At 43.8% G+C, this 24,745-nt stretch carries 16 protein-coding genes, 1 tRNA gene and 3 pseudogenes; 7 read left to right on the forward strand and 13 right to left on the reverse strand.

The window, feature by feature from the left end; all coding sequences use genetic code 11:
• Positions 1-26: 26 nt before the first annotated feature.
• From DWX62_RS13820 to DWX62_RS13830, 3 genes are all read right to left on the reverse strand, one after another.
• Positions 27-2,489 (reverse strand): glycoside hydrolase family 3 C-terminal domain-containing protein, encoded by a 2,463-nt coding sequence (locus DWX62_RS13820; protein ID WP_005832495.1) that lies wholly within the window; start codon positions 2,487-2,489, stop codon positions 27-29.
• A 176-nt stretch (positions 2,490-2,665) separates the two neighbouring features.
• Positions 2,666-3,991, reverse strand: coding sequence for a porin family protein (locus DWX62_RS13825; protein ID WP_005831667.1), 1,326 nt, complete (start codon positions 3,989-3,991; stop codon positions 2,666-2,668).
• Complete coding sequence (locus DWX62_RS13830; RefSeq protein WP_005831669.1) at positions 3,992-4,540, reverse strand: sigma-70 family RNA polymerase sigma factor; 549 nt, start codon at positions 4,538-4,540, stop codon at positions 3,992-3,994.
• Between the two features lie 180 nt (positions 4,541-4,720).
• Here DWX62_RS13830 and DWX62_RS13835 point away from each other — a divergent pair, with 180 nt between their 5' ends.
• Positions 4,721-5,425 carry a NigD-like protein gene (locus DWX62_RS13835; protein ID WP_005831671.1) on the forward strand — a complete coding sequence of 235 codons (705 nt, stop codon included), beginning with the start codon at positions 4,721-4,723 and terminating at the stop codon, positions 5,423-5,425.
• Between the two features lie 87 nt (positions 5,426-5,512).
• Here the strand turns inward: DWX62_RS13835 and DWX62_RS13840 are convergent, their stop codons facing one another.
• The 5 genes from DWX62_RS13840 to DWX62_RS13860 all read right to left on the reverse strand — a co-directional run bounded on the left by DWX62_RS13840 (position 5,513) and on the right by DWX62_RS13860 (position 11,550).
• The gene (locus tag DWX62_RS13840) at positions 5,513-8,050 is read right to left on the reverse strand and encodes a glycoside hydrolase family 2 protein (protein ID WP_120172954.1); all 2,538 of its coding nucleotides are present in this window, start codon (positions 8,048-8,050) and stop codon (positions 5,513-5,515) included.
• A 447-nt stretch (positions 8,051-8,497) separates the two neighbouring features.
• Positions 8,498-8,585 (reverse strand) — tRNA-Ser (locus DWX62_RS13845).
• A 127-nt stretch (positions 8,586-8,712) separates the two neighbouring features.
• Positions 8,713-9,669: an ABC transporter permease gene (locus DWX62_RS13850; RefSeq protein ID WP_008664980.1), complete on the reverse strand. Its 957-nt coding sequence runs from the start codon at positions 9,667-9,669 to the stop codon at positions 8,713-8,715.
• Positions 9,662-10,405, reverse strand: coding sequence for an ABC transporter ATP-binding protein (locus DWX62_RS13855; protein WP_034522675.1), 744 nt, complete (start codon positions 10,403-10,405; stop codon positions 9,662-9,664). The genes DWX62_RS13850 and DWX62_RS13855 overlap by 8 nt, the downstream gene beginning before the upstream one ends.
• Before the next feature lie 2 nt (positions 10,406-10,407).
• A complete protein-coding gene (locus DWX62_RS13860; RefSeq protein WP_120172955.1) occupies positions 10,408-11,550 on the reverse strand; it encodes an NEW3 domain-containing protein in 1,143 nt (380 codons plus the stop codon).
• 188 nt (positions 11,551-11,738) lie between these two features.
• Between DWX62_RS13860 and DWX62_RS13870 the strand changes: the two genes are divergently transcribed.
• Positions 11,739-12,794, forward strand: a complete 1,056-nt coding sequence (locus DWX62_RS13870; protein ID WP_022400596.1) for a winged helix DNA-binding domain-containing protein — start codon at positions 11,739-11,741, stop codon at positions 12,792-12,794.
• 6 nt (positions 12,795-12,800) lie between these two features.
• Here DWX62_RS13870 and DWX62_RS13875 read toward each other — a convergent pair whose 3' ends face one another.
• A complete protein-coding gene (locus DWX62_RS13875) occupies positions 12,801-13,877 on the reverse strand; it encodes an alpha/beta hydrolase (protein WP_120172962.1) in 1,077 nt (358 codons plus the stop codon).
• 29 nt (positions 13,878-13,906) lie between these two features.
• Entirely contained in the window at positions 13,907-14,443 is a 537-nt protein-coding gene (locus DWX62_RS13880; RefSeq protein WP_005831687.1) for a flavodoxin, read from the reverse strand.
• 546 nt (positions 14,444-14,989) lie between these two features.
• On the opposite strand from DWX62_RS13880, the gene DWX62_RS13885 reads away from it, so the two are divergent.
• From DWX62_RS13885 to DWX62_RS13900, 4 genes and pseudogenes are all read left to right on the forward strand, one after another.
• On the forward strand, positions 14,990-16,105 hold the full coding sequence (locus tag DWX62_RS13885; protein ID WP_008664991.1) for a hypothetical protein: 1,116 nt from the start codon (positions 14,990-14,992) through the stop codon (positions 16,103-16,105).
• 1 nt (position 16,106) lies between these two features.
• Positions 16,107-16,928, forward strand: coding sequence for a response regulator transcription factor (locus DWX62_RS13890; RefSeq protein WP_120172956.1), 822 nt, complete (start codon positions 16,107-16,109; stop codon positions 16,926-16,928).
• An 80-nt stretch (positions 16,929-17,008) separates the two neighbouring features.
• Positions 17,009-17,632 carry a CatA-like O-acetyltransferase, family 2 gene (locus DWX62_RS13895; protein ID WP_120172957.1) on the forward strand — a complete coding sequence of 208 codons (624 nt, stop codon included), beginning with the start codon at positions 17,009-17,011 and terminating at the stop codon, positions 17,630-17,632.
• A 179-nt stretch (positions 17,633-17,811) separates the two neighbouring features.
• Positions 17,812-19,275: pseudogene (locus tag DWX62_RS13900) on the forward strand (Eco57I restriction-modification methylase domain-containing protein); the annotation flags it as partial.
• Here the strand turns inward: DWX62_RS13900 and DWX62_RS13905 are convergent.
• Positions 19,247-19,933: pseudogene (locus DWX62_RS13905) on the reverse strand (transposase); the annotation flags it as partial. The pseudogenes DWX62_RS13900 and DWX62_RS13905 sit on opposite strands and share 29 nt — an antisense overlap.
• Before the next feature lie 220 nt (positions 19,934-20,153).
• Here DWX62_RS13905 and DWX62_RS13910 point away from each other — a divergent pair.
• A pseudogene (locus DWX62_RS13910) lies at positions 20,154-20,339 on the forward strand (transposase); the annotation flags it as partial.
• A 3-nt stretch (positions 20,340-20,342) separates the two neighbouring features.
• Here the strand turns inward: DWX62_RS13910 and DWX62_RS13915 are convergent.
• Positions 20,343-22,535 (reverse strand): hypothetical protein, encoded by a 2,193-nt coding sequence (locus DWX62_RS13915; RefSeq protein ID WP_004311265.1) that lies wholly within the window; start codon positions 22,533-22,535, stop codon positions 20,343-20,345.
• A 2-nt stretch (positions 22,536-22,537) separates the two neighbouring features.
• Positions 22,538-24,739: a HEAT repeat domain-containing protein gene (locus tag DWX62_RS13920; protein WP_004311266.1), complete on the reverse strand. Its 2,202-nt coding sequence runs from the start codon at positions 24,737-24,739 to the stop codon at positions 22,538-22,540.
• Positions 24,740-24,745 lie beyond the last annotated feature (6 nt).

Consider the following 24,745-nt stretch of genomic DNA (forward strand, 5'->3'; position numbering starts at 1 on the left):
CCATTCTTGTTTTGATATTTATTTTATCATAAAACAACAGTTGCCTTCAATGGTAAATCAGCTGAAGAAGGACCTGCCAGAATCTCAAAAGTCCCCTTTTCCACTACAAACCGATGTGATTCCACATCATAGTAGGCAAAGGCTTCCTCATCCAGCAATATCCGAACGCGCTTGGTTTCACCCTTCTTCAAGTAAACCTTATCGTAGCCTTTCAACTCCTTCAACGGACGCGGAACAGAACATTCCACATCCCGCACATATACCTGAGCCGCTTCCGCAGCATCCATCTTTCCGGTATTCTTGATGTCAAAGCTTACCGTAACCCGGCTTCCCCCCGTCTTCTCAACACTCAGATTACTATATTCAAAACTACTGTATGACAGTCCATACCCGAAAGGATAGAGCGGCTGCTTTCCGTTCCGGTCATATCCCCTATAACCTACGAAAACACCTTCGGCATACTGCACCCGTTTATGAGGTACATTGCGATTGTCATAATAATTACCATATACCGGATTATCTTCCCATTTTTCCTCGATGCTGACTGGTAGTTTGCCACTTGGCGAAAGCTTGCCCGTAATGATTTCGGCAAGGGCCTTTCCACCCTCCTGCCCCGGATACCATGCCATCAAAATAGCTTGTACACTCTGCCCCCAATTGCGGAAATCTATTCCACCTCCGGCATTCACCACCACAGCCACATTATCATGAAGTGAAGCCACTTTATTAATGAGATATTCCTGCCCGTATGACAATGCAAACGGACGGTCGAACCCTTCACCTTCTGTACTGCTGTTGAACCCGGCACATACAATAACATTCCTGGCATGCTTCAGTGAAGAGGCCAAACGCTCCTCATCCATCATTCCTGCCTGGAAACTGACAGTCGCCTCACCCACATTATCAAAATATTCAATACGCAACCGGTATATCTCCCCTGCACTGACCTGCATAAATGCACTGCGGGTACTGAATGAATGGTTCCCCCAATCTCCGGTAATCAGCTTATCGTTTACAAACAGACGGTATCCGTCATCGCCAGCCAGCTGGAACTTGACAGTTCCATCCTTGTCAGCCTTGTAAACTCCCGTCCAACGGGCAGAAAACTGATCTACCGGCATGCCGTCGAACGGTGCACCGTATTTCCAGGCATGGTCTATGGCAGGCTCTATGGCAGCTTGAAAGAGTTCTCCGGTAAGATTACGAGTATTATAATATTCGCCCTTAAAACCGTTTTGCGTAAAACTGCCATCCGTATAAATCTGTTGGGACATATCCTTATAAAGAATGCTGTCAGACAGCAGCTCTATCTGTCTGCCGCCCTTCAACTGAACCATACCGTCATAGAGTGACACTACCGAATAAGGGGTGACAAATCCGCTTCCTCCTCCTGTGGGAATAATATCGGCATTAGGCCCGATTACCAATGTTCTACCGTTCCGGTAAGGCAACGTACCGTTATCATTTTTCAATAAGACTACTCCTTCTCTCGCCAAGTCAAGTGCAATTTCCTTAGACTGTGCATTGTCTTTATCGATAGATTTATCTTCTCTCGGAGTATCAAGTGCTCCAAAAGCAATCAATGTCTGGAGTATATGCCGGACTTTGGCGTCAATGGTCTCTTCCTTCACGATACCATTCTCTATTGCCGGAATAAGAATTTCCCTGGTCATGAATTTACCGACGGGCATTTCCAAATCCAACCCTCCATTAGCGGCTCCCACACCGGAATATACAGATGTCCAGTCAGACATCAGGATACCTTTAAATCCCCACTGCTTGCGTAATACATCAATGTTCAGCCAGCTGTTTTCGGTGGCATGTACCCCGTTCAGCGGATTATAGCTATCCATAACCGCCCCTACTCCTGCTTCCTGCACAGCTTTTCGGAACGCGGGAAAATAAATTTCCTGCAGCGTGCGTTCATCCACATCTGAGCTGGCATGATGTCTGCTCCACTCCTGGTTATTGGCCGCAAAATGCTTCACCGTAGCCATAACTCCCTCTTCCTGCACTCCCAAGATATATTCTTTAGCAGTTTCGCCCGTCAAATAAGGGTCTTCACCAAAATACTCATAGTTTCGCCCGCATAGAGGAGAGCGGTAGATATTGACTCCAGGCCCCAACAGAATACTTACCCCACGGGCCTTTGCATCCCGGGCCAAACCATGTCCCAGCTCTCTAGCCAACTTACGGTTCCATGTCGAAGCCGACAAGATGCCACAAGGATACAAGGTACTTTGAGTATTGTTACGTATGCCTTGCGGACCATCGGCCATCCTGATTTCGGGTATGCCAAGCCGGGGTACAGCCCGGATATAAAAAGATTTGGGACCGGAAATGTAATCGATTTTTTCTTCCAGCGTCATTTGAGAAACCAACTCCCTGGCACGCTGCTCCACCTGGGGAGTAATACACACTTGTGCTTTTGCCGTGATTGCACAACAAAGCAATAGCCCGCTTAAGGCTACTTTCTTTTTAATCTTCATTTTGTCTATTTTACTACGTGTTTGTTATATTGCCGGGCATGTCCCGACCTACTTTCTTTCTTCTCAATCAATAAAAAACCGTGTCCCTTCATCCACCAACGAAGAAACACGGCCGAAAGTTATTAAGAAAATTCTGAATCTACAAGAAAGTGGACAAAAACATGTCTGTCCTGCTATCAATAAGTAAGACGTATACCGGCCTGCAACGTAAAGTTACACGGGTTCTCCTTGCGTATAGTCTGTATCGACGAACCGTCATCAAAGAAATAAGATACTCCCGGTTCCACATACAGGCCCACCCTATTGCTTATGTTATACTGGGCACCGACAGCACCCATGACAGAAAGCTGTACCGGTTTCACAGTCTCACTCTCAGTACCAATCTTGCCATACACACATTTTTCAATGGCACCCCCCGCCGAAACGTACATCGTAAAGTTCTTTGCATCCACAAAGTTCCAGTTGGCCCGTACCGGAATGCCAATATAATGCAGCTTCTGGCTTATCTTTTCCGAGCTGCCCTCATACCTTACGTCAGAAGCAAGATAGGTATACGTCAGCCCGCTTTCCACAGAGAAACCCTTCGCCAAGTTTTTCCGCACCGAAACACCGAAACTGAGCGGTTGTTTATGGTCTATATCCGCAATTTTCTTTTCGCGTCTTTGCAGATAGGGCATACCATCCTTAAAAACCAGTTCCTGCCCGTCGGGAATAGTAACAATGCCATTGGCCGTAGAGGATAAATCTACGTTACCGCCATAAATAGGACTTCCAGGCATGTAGTCCGACATCACATTCGCTTCCCCTTCATTCGCCAATGAAAAACCTCCCGTATTTCCTACGGACAAGCCAACCGCCCATCCTTTAGCATCCCTACCAGAACTGTTTTTTTCCGGAAGATGCAGTTTGTCCCGGCCTGACGGACGATAGCGGTCTTCCCTTGTCTCCGGTTCCTCGGTCTGCATTGTAGTTTCATGGTCCGTATCTTCCACTACCGGTTCTTCCGCCTGCTGTCCAATACCGACAACCTCATCTGCAGTTTCAACCGGCAGCATTTCCTCCTGCTGTTCTTCGCCAACCGATATTCTGATATGTTGTGCAACCAAAGGGTGACTTGCCTCCTTATTGGGCGCCGATGCATTTCCATGTGCCCGATAAGCAGGCTCTATGGAATTAGTCCGTATGGCAGGTACTGTCTGTTCCGGCAAGACGTCCGGAGCCACAGCCAAAGCGGGCACTGACGTATGCCGCATTTCATTCCCTACCGGACTCTGCAACAGCCACAGACTGACGGACGAAACCGCCACCAGCAACACAGCTGCCGCGGCCACCGCCCAGCGACGGAAAGGTATCATCCTATGCGGTCCGGTTATCGGAGCTCCGGAAACGGACAATTCCTTCTCCAACCGCTCCCATCCGGCAACCGGCAGCGGTTCGGAATAGTCTTCCAGCTTGTCCTTTATCTTTTTCAACCACAATTCATCTTCCATACGTTCCTTCATTTAATCATTTCTTTTCATCCACTCACGTACTTTTGCCGCTAAAGTCGCTTTAGCACGCGTCAACTGCGAGGCAGAGGATTTTTCATTAATTCCCAATAGTCGAGCAATCTCCTTATGGGATTTCTCTTCAAAAATATATAAGTTGAATACGGTACGATAGCCGGCAGGCAATTCACTGATAAACTGCATTAGTACCTTTTGAGGAATGACATCTATTGACGAACCTTCCGGTTCCTCATAAGCTTCAGGTGCATTCTCCAAGGCCGATGACTGATTCATCACATCATTTTTCCGCAAATACTGCAACACCGTATTCACCATTACGCGTTCCATCCATGCCCGCAGAGAACCCTCTCCCCGCCAAGTGAACTTATCGAAAGAATCAAAAAGTTTCAGAAAACCGTCATGCATCAGGTCTTGGGCAGTCTCCCGGTCACCTGCATAACGAAGGCATACGCTGAGCATGCGTCCCGCATAGCGCTCATACAGTTCTTTGCGGGCAAGATTGTCTCCTTGCCTACAGCGTTCTGCCAATTCCTGTTCTTCCATTCTCTCTTTTAACACGTGTTTACCCTATAAATGCAATCGGCGCAAAAATACTGCATCAGGCAGAGAAGAAAATCATACTTTCATTTCTTTAACAGTATACTACGCAGTATTTAGCTTTTCACCGCATTTTCTGAATACAAAAATAAGTTTTAAACAGAAAAGAGCTAAAACCTACCACTTATGAAGAAACTGAGAATGACATTGGCAACATCCATGCTTTTATTCCTGACTGCCATTGTATTGCAATCATGCCTGGACGATTGGGATGACAAATATGACACTTTGTTCGCCGTAGGTACGGTAAAGGTCATCGAAGGAAAAGACTACTATTTCTCACTGGACGAAGGCAGTAAACTATATCCCAGTGACACAACCTATGTTCACGACTATGCCGTAACAGACGGCCAGAGGGCTTTCATCTACTTCCGCGAACTGGAAGAGAAACTTCCAGGCTACGAATACAATGCCCAAATAAAGCACATCGAAAATATTCTGACCAAAGACATCTACTCCATGCCTGCCGAAAAGGCGGACAGTATCGGAGACGACAACATCAACGCCACGGATTTATGGATTACGGGTGAGTATCTGAACATCAAGTATCAATTCTACCACAGTAACAACGAAGATAAGAAGCACATGCTGAACCTGGTCATCAACGAAGCATCCACCGGCGAGAACGACAAACCGGATTACGTCAATCTCGAATTCCGCCACAATGCCTACAATGACAGCCAGCTCACACTGGGCACCGGACTGGCCTCCTTCAAGCTGGACAATATAGCGGAACAGCTGAAAGAGAAAAAAGGACTGAACATCCGCGTCAAAAGTCTATATGACGGTGAACGGTTCATGACCATAGACATTAAAAAAGAAAACAACTAAATCTCCTGAAAACACATTTTTCAACATCTCAATGAGAAGCGGAGTAACATTTCAATATGTTGCTCCGCTTTGTTTTTCCATAACTTATCAGAATTCATTGTTCAAGCAAGTCAGCCTCAACGAAGCGTTGAACGCTTCGGCAGACAATCGCGTCCTGACCTGTACCTGCACGCTGCTCTTCGGCTGGACATCAAAATAATTGTCGCTATATACACTTTCATTGTCAGCAACGGACAAGCATACGGCACGGGCAAACTTGTCTGTTGATACCGTCACTTCATATCCGCCTTCAATGGAACGGACTTCGGTCTGCAAATCCACTTTCGGATAATTCATATTCTTCTGCTTGTCCAGACAGTAGTTGTTATGGTACACCCTGCCCGATTTGTCCGTATAGTCTACGCGGACATATACCGTTCCTCTATCTGCCCCCTCCAGCAGCTTGGCAAGCGGTGCGGAAAAACAGACACGGCTGTCATTACCGGAAATGCCGACAGATTTGTCCCAGTGATAAACCACAGTGCCGTCGAACCGGCAGACCTGGAGCTGCAGCCGGCCGGAAGTATTCTCCAAGCGGTCGGACACTGCATATACTATCAAATCATCCCCCTCCACTACCGAAGAAATCAGGATGTCATCATAGGCCTTGCGAACATAATAGTGCTGCGCCTTCCAGCGTCCGTAATAGTCACGGCTCGCCCAGGAAGCTACGGGCCAACAGTCGTTGTGCTGCCAGAAAAGCGTCCCCATATTATACGGCATCTGGCGGCGGTGCGACTCGATGGCCGTCTTGATGGCATCTCCCTGCAGCACATGGTTCATATAAAGGAATGCCCGGAAATCACGCGGTTTTTTATATTCATTCAACAGGTAAGTCTCAATCAGCCCGTTGGCATGGTCGCCACCACGCTGATGGGACATCATCACCTCGGAACGTATATCCCAGTCTTCGGGGTAAGGAGCATAACGCTTGACGGACTCGAACTCAGGAAAAGACTGAAAACCGTACTCGCTGAAAAAGCGGGATTTCTCGCTGTCATAATCAGAAATGGGTGCTTTACCATGCCAGACACTCCAATAGTGACGGTCCCCGTCAGTAGTACCGGACATCTCTCCCTCGAATGCGAACGGAGAAGAAGGCCAATAGAAGGTTCCGGGTGCATACTCCCTGACCACCCCGGGTAAGGTGACATGATACTGCTGCCGGTACTGTGCCCAAATCTTGTCGGCATATTCCTTGTTCTGCCGTTCTATCTCGCACTTCCAGCCCCAGCCCAGCCAGGCATCCTGGCATTCATTATTTCCACACCACAAAGCAATGCAGGCATGATTGCGCAAACGTTTCACATTGTCCACCGCCTCCTGGTGGATATTATCGAGTAGGGCGCCTTCTGCCGGATACATGCTGCAGGCAAACATGAAGTCCTGCCAAATCATGATTCCATACTCATCACACAAATCATAGAAGACATCGTTCTCATAGATACCTCCACCCCAGACGCGCAACATATTCATGTTTACACCGGCGGCATCGAGAATCGTCCTTTTATAATTCTCGGGAGTGACGCGCGGCAGGAAGTTATCCGAAGGGATGTAATTGGCTCCTTTGGCAAAAACCGGACGCCCGTTCAGCTCTATATAGAAAGTATGCCCGTCCTTATCCGGCTGATGCACCACCTTCAAAGAGCGTATGCCCACCCTTTCGGTTTTAGAGTCCAACAATTCCCCACCTGCAATGATATCCGTACGGAAACGATAAAGAAAAGGCTCCCCCAGTCCATTACTCCACCACAGCTTCGGCTTGTGAAGGACAAAATCAACGGTCACCTGATTGGTGCCTCGCTTCAAATCCGCTTGCCACTCGCCAAGCACTCTTCCAGTAACCTCATCCGTTATCGTGACCAACACTCCATTCATATCCTTATCGGCATCCAGCTCCACATGTCCGGCAATCACGGCCCTGCCTGCACCGACTTCCTTCTGCTCGATAAACACATCGTTGATTCTCAAATCGCTCCAAGCCCTGATATACACCGGACGCCAGATGCCGGAGGTAACCAGACGTGGGCCCCAGTCCCAGCCATAATGATAACCCGCCTTACGGGCAAAAATGCTTATCTTCTTGTTGAACAAGCCCCCGTTTTCAGACTGGTCATTGGATGCCGGATACTGGTAGGGAAGTGCATCCCATTTGGGGACGTCTATCTTTACCGGCGAATGGAAGTACACCTTCAATATATTATTCTCCTCCCTGATGTACTGCCTAACGGGGATAGACCAGCGGCGAAACATATTGTCCGCTTTCAGTATACATTCATCATTCAAATAAACGTCAGCGTAAGTATCCAGCCCCTCGAACACAAGCTCCATATTCTCTTTCCGCATCATGTCGGCAGCAAGAGTAAAGCAAGTTTCATAAACCCAGTCTTCCTTGTCAATCCATTGCAATCCCCGTTCGTTCAACCGGAAAAACGGGTCTTCAATAATCTTGTTCTGCAGTAAGTCCGTGTGGACTACTCCCGGAACTGTAGCCGGATACCAATTGGTCAGTCTCGCCTGCCGGAATTTCCAGCCTTCATGAAGGTTCTTTACCGCTGTTTTTAGTTTCATACGAGTGTGTTTCATAGTTTTCTTTGACTACTCTAAATTACGGATAGACAAAAATACGACATTCAAAGGATACTTTATAATATCTTCTTAACGAAACATGATACAATCCCGTACACACCTACCGGGTCAGCGTCGCTGCACATCTGCTGCAGTGTGACTGCAAACGTGTTGCAGCGCTACTGCATATATGCTGCAGTGACACTGCATATGTGTTGCAGCGCCACTGCAAAGCTGAATGCAGTAGCACTGCAAAAAGCATGCACTTGCTTTGCAGTGGCAATGCATTATCCCATCGCCTTATTATGAAAGGAGATGTCATCCAGCTTTCATTATCTATAATTAATTTACAAAGACATAGTTTCCAAGTCTTTCAAAGCAAACGGAGTACAAGCAAAAAAGGTCTACAAATCATAGATTTGTAGACCTTTACCCGCTAGTTTTCCATCTTATTCAGAACTGTTGCGGAGAGAGGGGGATTCGAACCCCCGATACCCTTTAGGGGTATACACGCTTTCCAGGCGTGCCTCTTCAACCACTCGAGCACCTCTCCTTGTTCGGGGCGCAAAAGTAAGGGAAGTTTTTGGAATTACCAAATGTTCGGGCAAATAATATTAAAAGTCCGTTCAAGCAACCAATGCCGGAACGGACTTTCAACACTCAATAAAACATACTTATCATTACCGTGATCTGACTTCCCGTCTCATGAATATGACATACGAAAGGGCAAAACAGATAACAGTAGCTGCAATCAGTCCGGTGAGCTGCGGCCACACCACCAAAAGACTCTGTCCCAATGGCAGCGGGCTGGGAATGGCCCCCTGAACCTGCTCCATAGTGAGCGGCCCCAAACTTCTGACGGAAGGCATCAGCAGCGTTGTGGTCGCCTCATTGAACAGTTCGCTAGGTGCCAGACGCATCAGACCGAGAATAAATTTCTGGTAACTGACTATCTGATAAGGAGATGCCAGCTGCGAGGGGCTCAACGCCTTGGCAACCAGGTTGACAATCATCGTATAGAACACGCTGAAAAACAACCATACCGCCACCGAAGCCAATGCCGAGGTGGCCGCCTGACGGAAGCAAAGCGAAAACAGAATGGCCAGATTCAGCCAGAATGCCACATAGAATACACTGATTATGAGAAAGAATACAATCCTCCAAAATTCTTCTGCTGTGGGAGGAATGCCTATCGCTATCAACCCGCAGCCCATTACGAGGAATCCCAGTACAAACAGCATTATACCTATCACAATCAATGCAGCCACGAACTTGGCATTGATAATGCAATCACGATGAACGGGCTGTGACAGCATACGGCTCAACGTCCCCTTGTTCTGTTCCGAATTTATAGCATCGAATCCCAGCGCAATCCCCAACAATGGCCCCAGAAAGTTGATAAACTGCACAAAAGAAGGCAATGTGCCGTCCGAGGCTGTGAACAACTTCAAGAAAAGGAACGAACCGTCCGGGTCATTGGGCTTGATGGCGGCACCGATGTTGGTAAGCGAGGTATAGAGTGAGCCCATGCACGTAAGCAAAATGATTCCCATCAAGATAATGAACCGCCAACTTTTCACATGGTCGGATATTTCCTTGTTGACGACTACCCAAAAAGGATAATTGACTTTATTCATGCCTTTCCCCTCCTTCCTCCATATAATGGTTATAAATATCAGACAATTCCTGATGCTTGTCCTTCAAATCAGACATATCAATCAAGGTGACCAGCTTCCCGCTGTTGAACAGTCCCACGCGGTCGCAAACTTTCTGCACCTGGTCCAGGTGGTGGGAAGAGAACAAGACGGTCAGTCCCTCCTTCCGGCTCAACTGCCTAATGAGCTCGATGAACTCCTGAACACCGGCAGGGTCTATTCCCGAAGTAGGTTCATCCAGGATTATAATTTCCGGATTTTTGATAAGCACGTCCGCCAGTCCCAATCGCTGGCGCATACCGCGCGAATATTTCCCGGTCTTCTTTTTCATCTGTCCGGCAAGCCCCACATGCTCCATCAGCTCCAGCGCCCTGACTTTCGCTTCGGCATCCGAAATGCCATTGAGACGCGCAGTATATATAAGGTTTTCCGGACCGGTCATGTCATCATAAAACCCCACATCTTCGGGCAGATAGCCTATCTTCCGCTTTACCTCGATAGGATGCCTGGTAGAGTCGATACCGCAAATCTCCACAGAGCCGGAAGTGGGTTCCGTCAGTCCCAGCATCATCAGGATGGTAGTTGACTTGCCGGCGCCGTTTGGCCCCAATAATCCGAAAATCTCCCCTTTACGGATAGTCAAGCAAATGCGGTCTACGGCAGTGAAGCGCCCATACTGCTTGGTCAAGTCTGTCAATGCAATCACTCGCTCGTCCATGCTCACCTCCTTCCATATTTACGGAACAGATAGCATACGGCACCTATGGCAACGATTATTATCAAAACGCCCACCCATCCCCATATCATCGGGGTTTTCACGGCAATGCGGAATTGGGCGTCTGTATTCACTTCAGGAGTTTTGGCCGTCATGGTAGCCACATAATCTCCGGGCAATGCCTTTTTGGATGCTTTCATGGTAGCTACGACATTGGCCGTTTCCCCCGCCTTCAGCATATCAATCTTCGAAGGCTCAAAAGACACTTCCCAGTCCACGGGCTTATTGGCAGAAAGCTGGATATCTTTCAACAATGAAGAGCCGGTATTCCGGACCACCAACTCGATACGCTTCACATCTCCCGCTGTGATTTCGGTACTCAACAATCCTCTGGGCGTGGACAATTCCATCTCGTAGGAACCCGTGACAACAACTTCCAGCTCCAAGTCGGCAGAAGTCGTACCGGTAGCCGCACGTACCGGAATCTTGTAATTGCCGGCTTCCACATTGGCGGGAGGGACAATCTCTATACTCACATTCTGGCTGCTGTTCGCTTCCACCTGGGCAGAAGTGGCCTGCTTATAGTTGGGCTTGAACACGACACTCCAGCCTCTGGGGGCATTGGCCATCAGCGCATACAGCTGCTGGTCGGCCGTCTGGTTTTTCAAAGTGGCATTGAAGGTAAAGGTGGACTTGGAATTGCCCTGCATATTGGGCTGGTCGGTAGTGAACTCGGTCTGGTAAGTTCCTTTCTGGGCCACGACCACCTCCAGCGGCAGTTTGGTTTCTCCGGCAAATACTGTGAAATGATAACTTCCTTTATTTACTTTTAGAGGAACTTCCACTTTCAAATTGAACGTTTTCTTTTCCTGGGGCAGTACAGAAAGCTGGCTGAGGGTCCAGCCGCCTGACTTGATTTCATGCTTCCAACTGCCCGGCAATCCGCTGACCGAGAGATTTGCATTTGTAACCCCGTCCGTGTTGTTAATCAAATCAATGCTGTAATCAATGGACGCTCCGGGCGTCACGGAAATTTTTGTGTAAGGAGTGTACAGAATTATGCTTCCAAATTCATCGGCATGTACACTTAAGGGAAAGGCTCCCAACAAAATAACTAACAATAAAATACAATTTGTTCTCATAGTCATAAAAAAGTTCTTATGGTTATTTAATTATGAATATTTTCCCAATTTGTGCGTTGCAAAAATAAAAGATAGCTATATTAGTAGCTGTTAAAAGAAACAAAAGAATATAATTGCGGACACAATATACCCTGCGATGACCTGCTTTTCTTATCTTTGCGATTCCTATTGATACAAACGAATACCATACCGACATGAGAATCCCTGAAATACGCTTACAGAACCAGCAACTGTCCACTCCACTCTTCGGCCACCCGAAAGAGCTGGTCTCCTGGATGGGCGCCATGCAGGCACAAGACTATACAATGGTGAAATGGGCCGTAGGTATGCGGCTGAAGTCACCGGGAATTCAAGCCGTGGAAAAAGCCCTGCATCAAGGGGAAATACTGAGAACCCACATAATGCGTCCCACATGGCACCTGGTAGCAGCAGAAGACATTCGTTGGATACTGAAACTCTCTGCACAACGCATCAAATCCGCCAATGATTCTTATGCAAAAGGACATGGTCTGGAAATCACGGAACAGCAATATGACAGAAGCCATACCGTACTCGGGAATATCCTCAGCGGGAAGCGAAGCCTGACGAAACAAGAGATTGCGGAACATTTTGAACGTTCGGGACTGCTTGCAGACAACTACCACATGACCCGCTTTATGTCGCGTGCCGAAGTCGAAGGTATTGTGTGTAGCGGAGAATGCCGTGGACGACAACACACCTATGCCCTTCTGGACGAAAGAGTTCCACCTACCCCCGAACTGACGAAAGAAGAAGCGCTGGCCCGTCTGGCTACAGCCTATTTCCGCAGCCATGCCCCCGCTACCCTGCAAGACTTCTCCTGGTGGTCCGGTTTGCCTTTAACGGAAGCAAGGCAATCTATTTCTCTGATAGAACCGGAACTGATGTCCGAACAATGGAACAGCCAGACATGGTACATCCATGACTCCTGCCGGACATCTGGAAAGGCGACCGGCAACCTGCACCTTCTTCCCTCCTACGACGAATACCTGATAGGATACAAGGACCGGACGGACGTCCTACCCAAAGAGGACTATTCCAAAGCTTTCACCAACAACGGATTGTTCTTTCCGGTACTTCTCTATAAGGGGCATGTAGTAGGAAATTGGAACAAGGCGTCCAAGAAAAAAGAAATCTTCCCGGAGCATTCGCTTTTCCGGAAAGACATCTGCCTGAAAGAGGAGTTGCTGAACCAGGCTAAAGAAAAGTACGTCCGGTTCCTAACACATTAAAGGCGGTCATCGAAGATGTTCATTGAAGAATCTCTCTATTTTGCCGAATGGAATTACCTCTATATTGTCATACAAGTCTACATGGTTTGCACCGGGAATAATCAGCAGTTCCTTATTATCACCCTGCAACTTTTTAAAAGCATCTTCACTGAAATAACGTGAATGGGCCTTCTCACCGTGCAGCATCAACACTGCACTACGGATTTCATCACTATATGAAAGGATAGGCATATTGATGAACGAAAGCGGTGAAGTCTTGTTCCATCCGTGATTCGAGTTGAGTGACCGCTTATGATAGCCGCGCGGTGTTTTATAATAGGCATGGTAGTCCTTCACAAATTGTGGAGCATCGGCAGGCAACGGGTCTACTACACCTCCTCCAAGAGCAAATGTACCGTTTCTATAATCCTCCGTACGCTGAGCATTAAGCTGGCGCCGCAATTCATGCCGTGCATCGGCATTCATAGAATCGAAATAACCGTTAGCATTGACCCGGCTCATGTCGTACATGGTTACCGTAACTGTAGCCTTGATGCGAGTATCGATAGCCGCTGCATTAAGCGCCATGCCTCCCCATCCACAAATACCGAGAATGCCGATGCGCTCTGCATCTACATCGTCACGGGTGGAAAGATAATCGACCGCTGCACTGAAATCTTCCGTATTGATGTCCGGCGAAGCCACATAACGGGGCTGGCCGCTACTTTCTCCCGTATAGGATGGATCGAAAGCAATCGTCAGGAATCCACGTTCTGCCAATGTCTGCGCATACAAGCCCGAAGCTTGTTCCTTCACGGCACCAAATGGGCCACTGATGGCAATGGCAGGCAATTTACCCGTCACATTCTTGGGTACATACAAATCGGCGGCAAGTGTAATGCCGTAACGGTTGTGGAAAGTTATCTTTTTATGGTCTACTTTATCACTCTGTGGGAATGTCTTGTCCCACTCTTGAGTCAGATTCAAATTCTCTTCCATAAATTTATTATCATTATTAGGATTATTTTCTGTTGCAGACAAATGTCCTGCAGCACAAAGGCTAATAACCATCGCCGCACATATGTTTTTTACCATGTTCTTCATCTCTACTTCTTTAAGTTTCGGTTGGAAATTCATTTCTTAATCCATTGCTTGACAGTTTCCCGGCTCGCTCCATTCAGCAGCCTGCCTTTTCCCCAGTTTATGCCGGGGTAATTCGTCTGCAATTCCTTTTCTGCATTAGAAATACTGCTGCTTCCCGAAGTGGCGAATGGAATAACCGTTTTACCTGCAAAATCACCGCTTTCTATAAATGTATTGATGATTCTTGGAGCCAAATTCCACCAAATAGGAAAACCTATATAAATGGTATCATACTCCGCGAGACTTCCCAATTTAGAATACAATGCAGGACGTGATTTGGAATCCGACATCTCCACACTGCTGCGCGAAGCTTTGTCGTGCCAGTCCAAATCAGCAGCCGTGTACTTTTTCGCAGGCTGTATTTCGTAGAAGGTCCCATCAACAGCTTCTGCCACCAACTTGGCAGCCCTTGCCGTTGTTCCCGTTGCCGAGAAATAAGCTACCAGTGTCTTACCACCTTTTTTCTGTGCGTTAACAGTAATAGACAACAGCATAACTGCCATCATAAACAACACCAATCTTTTCATACGATATATTATTTAGTTGAAACATATAAATCCAATTGTTATAGCGATACAAAAGTAGCGGGTATTATTATTACATAGGTATCCAGATTACTGATTATATAACCCAAATTACTGATAGATGTCCGAGAAGAGAAATAAAAAATCCCGTAAAATCAAGGTTTTACGGGATTTGTCATACTTTGAATCCTTTTTGTCTTTGGAGCTCTGCGGAGAGACAGGGTTATGAACCGACTCCCCAATATCCTTGAAATTCAATTTCTTATCATCATGTCAAAGCCTTAGGGGGTACAACTTAGGTTACAAGAATAACGCTTTTCTGTCACCTTTTGGCTGTTCGTTGTCTGCCTAAAACTACGGTTCAAAGATACGGCTTTCTTTTGATAAATGCAAATCATTGAAAATAAATATTCTGCGGTTAGTGCAAGGTGCAAGCTATATATAGATATATACTTGCACCTTGCACTAAAAATACTCAAAATATTCTAGTCTTGATATTATTATCTTAAATTTGTATCCAAATATATCATAATTAAAGAGAAAAGCCTTATGAATAAATTACATATTATTACTAATAGAATATCTACAGCAATAACTCAACAACCAAGTTTGAAAAAAAATATCATTAAGGATTTTAAGTTTCTATTTTATCGTCACAATAGAGTTATATTGTTTTTAGTAAAGCATTTTCCTAACAATTCATTCTTTCGCTGGATAATAAAACTTAACACCGAAATTTGTTTATATTACTATTTTAAAAAGATATTACCTTTACCTCATTATCAAACAATATTAGATGAAGAATATAACATTATTTGCAAAACATTGGATAGCTTGAAAATTATCATTCCAATAGATGGAATTAATGATGTTTCAGGATGGAGTATTGTAAATGCAGACTATGCATCATGGTTTGGTATGGATAAACGAATTTCTATTACATCGGGAACTTGTTATTTTGCGCATGTCTTTTGCAGATGTTTGCAGCCTTTTATAATAGAGCAACAAACTAATTCCAATTTATGGAATATAATTAGATGGAGAATGCATCGACAATTTAGAAGAACGACAATTGGACTACTTACTAATAATCATGCAAAAGCATTTAGCTTTTTTAATCTAATCCCTGAAGACGAGTCTCTGTTATCAGGAATTGAAATATTTATAATTCTTCATGAAATGGGACATGCTTATATTGATAGTATAGAAGAACTCGTATGGCCTTTCAGCAAAAAACCTTCTCCTAATATTAGAAATAAAATGAAAAATGATGAAGAAATTGTGGCTGATATTTTTGCAGTACACGTATTGTATCATATTTACCTAACAGATAAAAATCAGATGTTATTACTTTTTGCACCTATTTTCTTTTTTCTTATTTATTCTTGGTTAGAAGAGGCAAATTTGATTCCGACTCCTAATAACCATCCTATAAATAGTAATAGATGTTCCTATCTAATGGAAGAAGTTCAATATTTACATCCGGAAAACGAGTATCAAATATATATAGACCTATTAAATAAGGTCTGGATAAAAAACAAGAAAAAGATATGTCGACAAGTCAATAATATACATGGAAATTACAATAAATACACTGATATATTGGAAAATGTGAGCAAGCGCATGAAAAATATATTAGACTCAATTAGTGATAAAGATTTGTAAAATGATTCAAGATGAGTTCAAGTTTTACAAACCTTGTAAGTTACTGCAACCTTACGTCAGGTATTATTGGGTATTCAAGAGCAATCGACCGCTAGATGCCTTTACTTATCCTATCGGTTGCCCTCAAATCATTTTCCATAAGCAAGCACCGTTATATATCCCTGAATTGAATGTTACACAAGACAAACTGACTGTCAGCGGACAAGTTAATTTTTCATCCCATTTGTATGCTGACGGCAATACAGAAATGATAGTGATTGTATTCCACCCTCACGCTATGAGTATATTTCTGAACATACCGACTTCACACTTTTATAATCAAGAAGTGCCCGGTTACAGCCTTGAAAACAAAAGTTTGAATGAACTGGCTACACGAATATTCGACTGTGAGAATAATTCTATTTGCATAAGCTATATAGAAAAATGGCTGTTGTCACAAATCGCCGATAATTTAGCTGATACCACATACAGAATTAAAAGAATAGATGCCGCCATACAGCGAATATATATCACTCCGCAAATCTCTGTAAACGAGTTATCTTCCATTGCCTGCCTGAGCAAAAAGCAGTTTGAGCGGTTGTTTCATTCATTTGTAGGCATCAATCCTAAAGAATATACCCGTATCGTTCGCTTCCAAAAGGCTTTGGCGCAGATGCAGCATCAAGCGGGCAAAGAAATCAATCAGGCACAAATAGCATACGCCAGCGGTTATGCCGACCAGTCGCACTTTATCCGGGAGTTCAAGAAGTTCTGCGGATATACGCCCATGTCTTTGCTGAAAGTATCAAATCCTTATTCCGATTTGTTCACCAATCCCGTATAAATGTCCCGTTTGTTCTATCCGGGGTCAAACACTTCTCCTACTTTTGCGACCTAATTCATTAAATGAAAATAGCATTAAGTATGAAAGAAGTAAATCCCCAAGAAACCAGCCGGGCATACGCCTTTGAAATGTGGATGAACGCACCCATGCCAATGGTGACGTTCTTTAAGACACTCAACGTGTCACGCCTTGTGAAAATCAGCCGGAAATCGGGCATGAAGTTTAATATGTTGATGTGCTGGTGCATCGGCAAAGCCGCAAGGAACGTGAAAGAATTTTATACGCTGCCCGTTGGCGGTAAACTGATGCAGTACGATACCATTGCAGTAAACACCATTGTCGCTAACAGAAAAGGCGAGGTAAGTTCGTGTGATATTCCTTTCTGTGATGATTTATCTTTGTTTAACCAACACTATCTGCAACTTACCAAACAAGTGGCTGAAAGTTGCGTCAATCACGACTTGACGGAAAGCATGGTTATCGGAACTTCCGCATTGGCACAATATGAAATAGACGGTGCTGTCGGGATGTATAGCGGCATTTTTAATAATCCGTTTCTTATTTGGGGCAAATACAAACGCCGCCTGCTGAAAACGACACTTACCGTTTCTTTCCAGTTCCACCACACGCAAATGGACGGGGCACACGCTTCCCGCTTTTTGGACGGGATTCAGAGAGCAATTGACAATTTGCAGTATAAGTAAGTTTGCTATAAATGATATACACAGGTTACGATTTTGCAGCTTATTTCAAAAATGACTATTTAGGGTAACTGATTTCGTAACAGATTGAGTAACTTTGCTCTCAATAATAGAAACAGCAATGGAAACAGACATAGAAACCAAATATTGCCAAAGTTGCGGTATGCCATTAGACATTGAGGGTACTGCGAGAGTCTAGTATCAGCATCAGCCAATATAAGGAGGCTGTAGCTAAATATAAAAATGCCCAAAGTAAAAGCGAAAAGCAGGATTTGGAAACGTTTATAACAGAAATCAAGTCGAAACTGAAAACAGAGATCAACCGCCGGGATGCACGATTGGTTAGATTGAACAAACGCCGCTCTGAGTTGGCAAACTTACAAGCGCCTCAACTGTTTGAACCGACAAAAAAGGAAAAGAAAGCGTCGGACAAGCGCATTGCCGATTTAAAGAAAGAAATTGCGACTTTAGAAAATATATTTGAGGAAATACGCTCCAACAAAATTTATCTTGGTGCATTCGAATGGCGTATAGAGTTTCCAGAAGTACTCGATGCCGAAGGCAACTTCTTGGGATTTGACTGTATCATTGGCAATCCACCTTACATTCAGTTACAATCTATGGGTAAGAGTGCCGATGTATTAGAATGCATGGGTTACATAACTTATGCACGCACTGGTGATATTTACTGCCTCTTCTATGAGTTGGGTATGAACCTGCTTACTCCCAATGGTTTTCTTTGCTATATCACGTCTAATAAATGGATGCGTGCAGGGTATGGTGAAGCCTTGCGAGGTTATTTCGCAAGCAAGACCAATCCTATTATGTTGGTAGATTTTGCAGGTATAAAAATATTCGATGCAATAACGGTAGAAGCAAATATTCTTTTATCTCAAAAAGCAGCAAATATTTTTAACACACAAGCTTGTTTGGTACAAGATTCGAATGGCTTGAATAATTTGAGCGATTTCGTGCAGCAACAAGGCGTGAAGTGTAACTTTGCAGATTCTATCCCATGGGTGATATTGTCTCCCATTGAACAGAGCATCAAGCAGAAGATTGAGTCTGTGGGAATACCCTTGAAGGATTGGAACATCCAAATCAACTATGGGATAAAAACTGGTTTCAATGATGCTTTTATCATTTCTACCGAAAAGCGTGATGAGATACTAGCGAATTGTCAAACAGAAGATGAACGTGTTCGGACGGCTGAACTTATACGACCGATTCTTCGTGGCAGGGATATCAAGAGATATGAATATGAATGGGCGGACTTGTGGATTATAGCCACATTTCCTTCGCGGCATTATGATATAGAAAGTTATCCTGCGGTGAAAAATTATCTTCTGTCAATTGGCATAGAGCGTTTAGAACAAACAGGAGAAACTCATATTGTTAATGGCAAAAAAATAAAAGCCCGAAAGAAAACTAGTAACGAGTGGTTTGAAACACAAGATAGCATCAGTTATTGGGAGGATTTTTCTAAGCCAAAAATTGTATGGAAAATAATCGGAAACCAAATGGCTTTTGCATATGATGCCAACAATTATGTAATGAACAATGCCTGTTATATTATGACAGGCGATCATTTGGATTATCTGTTGGCAGTATTGAATTTTCCAATAACTGAAGTAACCTTCGTGTAATCATACGAGTCTGTGATTTCCTGCGTTTACGCAGTTTGCTATAAGCAAGATAGGCACGGCGTACATCAAGATACTTGTTACGGGGACGTTGTATGTGCAAGGTCTGGCAATGTTTGCACAGATGACGATGAAGCCATACAATACCTTCCCATAAGAGTTTGGTATCAGTAGGAAAACGCAGATGACTTTCATAACAGGTGGCATCGGTCATACAGACATGAAGGTTCTCAAGATAAGGTTTCCAATGCTCGGCAAGAATGAGCTGGAGGGGCTCAACGTCAAGGCGATGCGCTAGTTCCTGACGAATTGCACTAACGATTTTAGGATTGGTTAGTGGATGAAGCGGATCAATCTGAACACCACAAAACAACTGGTAATGAATATTACCGTTTAAATGCTCAATCAGTTGTGCATCGGAAAAGTTGGTATAGGACTTCAAGACCATCAAGGCTATTTTACCTTCGGGAGAAAAATAACTTTTACGACCCAAAGCAGAGGACTTCAAATGCATTTGTCGGGCCAGTTCCGAGAAAGGAAACAGAGCATGGAGGCGACCTAATTCACTCGTTGCAAAACTTTGACGATATTTTTTTAGCATATCGAACTCGGTAAAACCTAAACGAGGTTCGATTTCTGAGATTTTTTGTATCTTTACCATGTGTTTTTATTTTAGATTACCCCCGTTTTGGCCGTCAAACCGTTTTTTGGGGGGAATGCTTAAAGATACAAAAAAGGCAACTAACTCGCAATGAATTAGTTGCCTTAAATTTTATTATTTTAGGAATATCCCTGTTTTAATGATTGGTGTCTGGAACTGGTTGAGGAGTTATACTATAGACATTTACTGAATGTCCCTGTATAGTGTCGATAATATTAAAGAAAAACTTGTTATCTCCCTATATGCCAAAGGAATGAGCGTGTCAGACATAGAAGAGGAGATGCGTGAAATCTATGAGATAGAACTGTCCACATCAGCTATTTCCATCATCACGAACAAAGTCAACCAGGCTGCTCAGGAATGGCAGAACCGCCCTTTGGATCCGGTCTATCTCATCGTTTGGATGATTCTACCTATTTTGACTTTTCAGCCTATTAATTGTTTTGGTAACTTCGTTCATTAGCTTTTGATTGGAAGTTCTAAATGTGTTAAGTTCTTTGATTATATCTGCTTTATTATAGTATAAATTATACCAGCCTAATGTTTCAGCAGCCAATATGCGAAGTTCTTCTTCTTGGCTTTCATTTTTTATAATGTTCAGTAATGGCTCAATAGCTTTAGCAATAGGTTTATTTCGGAACCTACTTATTTCGCTTTGTATCTGTTTGGTAGTACTTTCCGGACTGTCAATAAGTGCAAAATCTCTTTCAAGTCCTTTCTTTTGGCGAGGAAGGTATTCTAACAATTCATTCACATAGGAAGAATCGTAGAAAGACCAATCGGCAGCCTGTTTCTTCAATTCATTCAAAGCCATATCATGGTCGAACGTGTTGATAGCACTAAAAATTCTGAAACGATGGCGGTTTTCATGTCCGCGTAATAAATAGCTTTCTATCCATGCCGGCAACAATTCCGGATTGCAATTCTTTTCAACGTATTCCACCGCATAACGACGGATCAGTTCATAACTGTCGTTCATGGCTGTCTGCAATACATCGGCAACCTCTGTCGGATAGTTCAAAGCTAATAGGCGTAATGCTTCCAACCGCACAACGAAATAGTTCGATTCGTGGTAACTTTTCTTCAGCAACTCAACGAGACCACTATAATTTGCCATTGACAATTGACGGAGCGCCATTGCCTGCATGTCAGCCATAGGGGAATTCAGCTGTTTTTTCCAGAATGTAACATTTCCTTCCTGCGCAACTAAAGCTTGGTTGATGTCCATATCCAGCCCGGCATTATTGGTGAAGTGAAAAGTCGGGTCACCGATCAGATGATTTTCCAAGAAGCAGGTAAAACGAGTGAACTGCCCGATGCGCATACCGGCAGCTAACAAGCCGAGAAATTCATCCGGCCATTTATCTTGAATGGTGTTAACCGTACATCCCATAGTAGCAATGGTCTTACCCTTATTGAATATATAAGAGCCTACAATGTTGTCATCCAAATGGAAAGAACCGTTGAAACAAGCATCGAACAATATAAAACGCGCATTAGGAGTCAAAAGACGAATATCTTCAGTATAGATATCCATATTACGGTTTACAATGGAATCCGATTTTATTTTCTCCTCATCGAAAGCTTCCGCACACCAACTTTCAGGCACCCCATACTGCTTGGCATATTCTTTGATAGCAGCTTCACGCCCATGTTTCTTGGCGTATGAAGGCACTTTGCTTCGCAAGAATATTTTGGCATTCTCAATACTCAAATTAATACCGGAACCATTTTCATAGCCATTGATATACTGCATGGTGGGGCCACCGTGGTGATGGAATAGCATGACATCTAATCCTTCGCGCTGAATCTCGTTCAAGTATAATGGTTTCATCGGATAGCGCATGTTAAAATCATAGAACTTCACTGTATTACCCGATTTGAATATTTGCGGCAATTGCTCACGTAAGGCTATTTGCTCACCGCTCCATGCCAAAGGATCTTCAGAATTGTAACCATGGCCACGGGCCATAGTCAGTTGGTCAAATGCATTTTGCTTTGCTTTTTCGGCAACTGCCTTTTTTAAGTAATCGCGTAGCATCTGATAACGGTTCTCACCTTCTAAATGTAATGGACGGATACGGGCCGAATAAATATCCGGTGAAATATACTGTTTAGAATCAGCACGCAATGTCATATAATGATAGTCAGGTATCAAACTGTCTTGTTTAATATAATCAAATTTTAATCCGAAGTCATCATAATAACGGTCGGAAGGAACGCTTGATTTCTGCCAATTGGCTTTGGGAGACCTTTTGAAAGCCGAAGATAGATGATGTGCATCACGAATCATTGGAATAGGGATGTCACCTATAAATACGCAACCCTCCAAAGGCGTTTTCTCATTCTCATGCAATTTGACAAGTTGCTCACGAATAGGTTCGGGCCTTTTCCAATCATCAATTAGCAAGTAAGTACCTAAACCTTCTTTTTCTATACTGGTACGATAAGCATCAATTTCACTTTTCGCTTCATCATAACTTTTCTGATCGACTACAATTGCAAAAGTAGTCTTTGTTTTTATACTAGGATGTACAACTGTTTGCGCCTGCATATCCTGTAAGCACAAAGCGGTAATTGCCAAAAGGATGTATTTATTCATATTTATAAACTTAATCTTTTGATTGTCTGTTCAAGCTCTGCTTTTAAATCTTCCGGAAGATTGGCTGTTTGTTGCATCTTCTTTATTTCTTCAAGAATGTGTGGCCGTTGTACAGAATTAGTAAACCAACCTAATGCTTCGGCCATTACTACACGTACTTCCTGTGGATTACCGGCATCACGAATTACATTCAAATAATCATCCACGTGGAAATGGAATGTATAGTTACGCACATTGCGGATTGCACTGATACGTTTTGCTTCCGGTGCAGCTACATCCATCAAGGTCTGATGGACTTTTGCCTCTTGTACAAACATTCTTTCCAGGCTTCTTAGTAATCGTTTTTTCTCTTCGTTTTCATTCAAACGGTCAACTTTTGCATAAAAGTCTTCTATTGTCTTTTCTACTTTCTCTTTCGGATAAAGGCTTAAAGCCTTGTTGGCACTCATTTGTACGCGTAAGCGTTCATTATGTTCGACCAATGCTTCCACAATAGCGGGCAATAAGGAATCGTCACCTACAAATCCAGCATAAATGGCACTTTGGCGAGCTACCATTTCATAAGTATCGTTCAAACCTTCGCGTAATGCTTCGATGAAGTTGTCGTCCTGATAACGGCTCAACAACTTGATAGCTTCCATACGAACCGTATTGAAGCCACTTTCCCGGTACTTCTTCAGGAGCAACGGAGATAATTCCTTTTGGGTATCGGCGTCAGCCAGCATACGCATGGCCAAACTTTGTACATCAGCGTATGGGCTGTTTAACAAATTCTTCCAATAGGCTTTGTCATCTTTGTGTATTGTTATATCGGTACTTAAAGTATTGGCTTCGATAGGAGCAAAACGGAAAGTGGGATCACCAAACAAATGACCTTCAAGTGATACGATTAGCTTATTGTATTGCCCGGCTCGTACACCATGGGACAACAAACCAATCATTTCAATAGTCCAGCGGTCTTGCAATACGTTACGGGTATTTCCTTGTGCTACTAATGTCTGACCGTCATTAAAGATATATTGTCCTGCTATATAGTCGTTTTCGTGAAAAGAACCGTTGTAGCACGCATCAAACATTATCATCTTCGGATTAGTGGAAAGATTTCTCTTCATTAAATCTTCCGTTACGATACGTTCATCAGCGTAGTGAAGAGAGTCTGCTTCCCAGAACTTAGGATTGTCCAGGTCTTTAAAAAACACCTCATTCACTTGTCGTTTTTCCTGCATCTGAATACGTAAGGTGTCTTTGTCACGTTTTCCAACATGGGACATGACTGCATTATAAAGTGTACTCTTCAACATTTTATAACGATTATTGAAATCAGTGCATGCCAATTCATCATTAATAAGCTGCCCTGTTGGCATTCCATGTTCATGAAACATAAATAAGTCAAGGTCCTTTCGTTGCAATTCGCTGAATAACTTATATTTCATAGGGTGTTTCATTCGGAAGTTCCAATGTTTGAATCCCATTTGACGACCAAAAGCTAATGGAAAGTTCTCCATATAAGCTTTTTCGTCATCCATCCATACAATCAGGCAATCGGAATTGTAAGAAGCACCATTGAATGAGAATACCCGATCTAATTGATTATGCTTATCTGCCTTGGCAGCAGCAGCTTTCTTCAGATATGAGGCAATGGCCGCATATTTATCCCCTTCCTTTTTTTCCGGATACTTGATACGAGCTGAATAGAAAGTAGGATTTAGCCGCTGGGGACTGTCTTCTGTCAATTTGTAGTAGAAATGCTGATGATTTACTGAGTCTTGCCTGATGAACTCAAACTTTAAGTTCAGATCATCATAAAAGCGGTCGGTAGGTACGGAAGACTGATCCCAAGGAAAGGCTTTCTCATTCATTTTGAATGCAGTAGTCATGTGTTGCGCATTACGTACCAATGCGACAGGCACATCGCCGATTAAAACCAGACCTTCCAATGAAGGGCATTCTTGATATGTTTTGATGATTATCTGTTTGACTTGATCTGGATTTTGCCAGTCACCGCTGATCAGATAAGTTGCCAAACCATCATCTTCAACCGCAGTTTTGTACTGATGCATGGCATCTTTGGTATTTGCATAAGTTTGGTTATCTGTTATGATAGCAAAAGCGGTAGGTTGTTTGACCAATGGCTTTATGACTGTTGTTTGTGCATTTCCTGCCAATGGCAAAAGAAATGCCAGATATATTATTTTTTTAATCATGGCCAA

Origin of the sequence: Bacteroides sp. AF20-13LB (assembly GCF_003603065.1) — a bacterium.
Classification (GTDB): Bacteria; Bacteroidota; Bacteroidia; order Bacteroidales; family Bacteroidaceae; genus Bacteroides; species Bacteroides uniformis.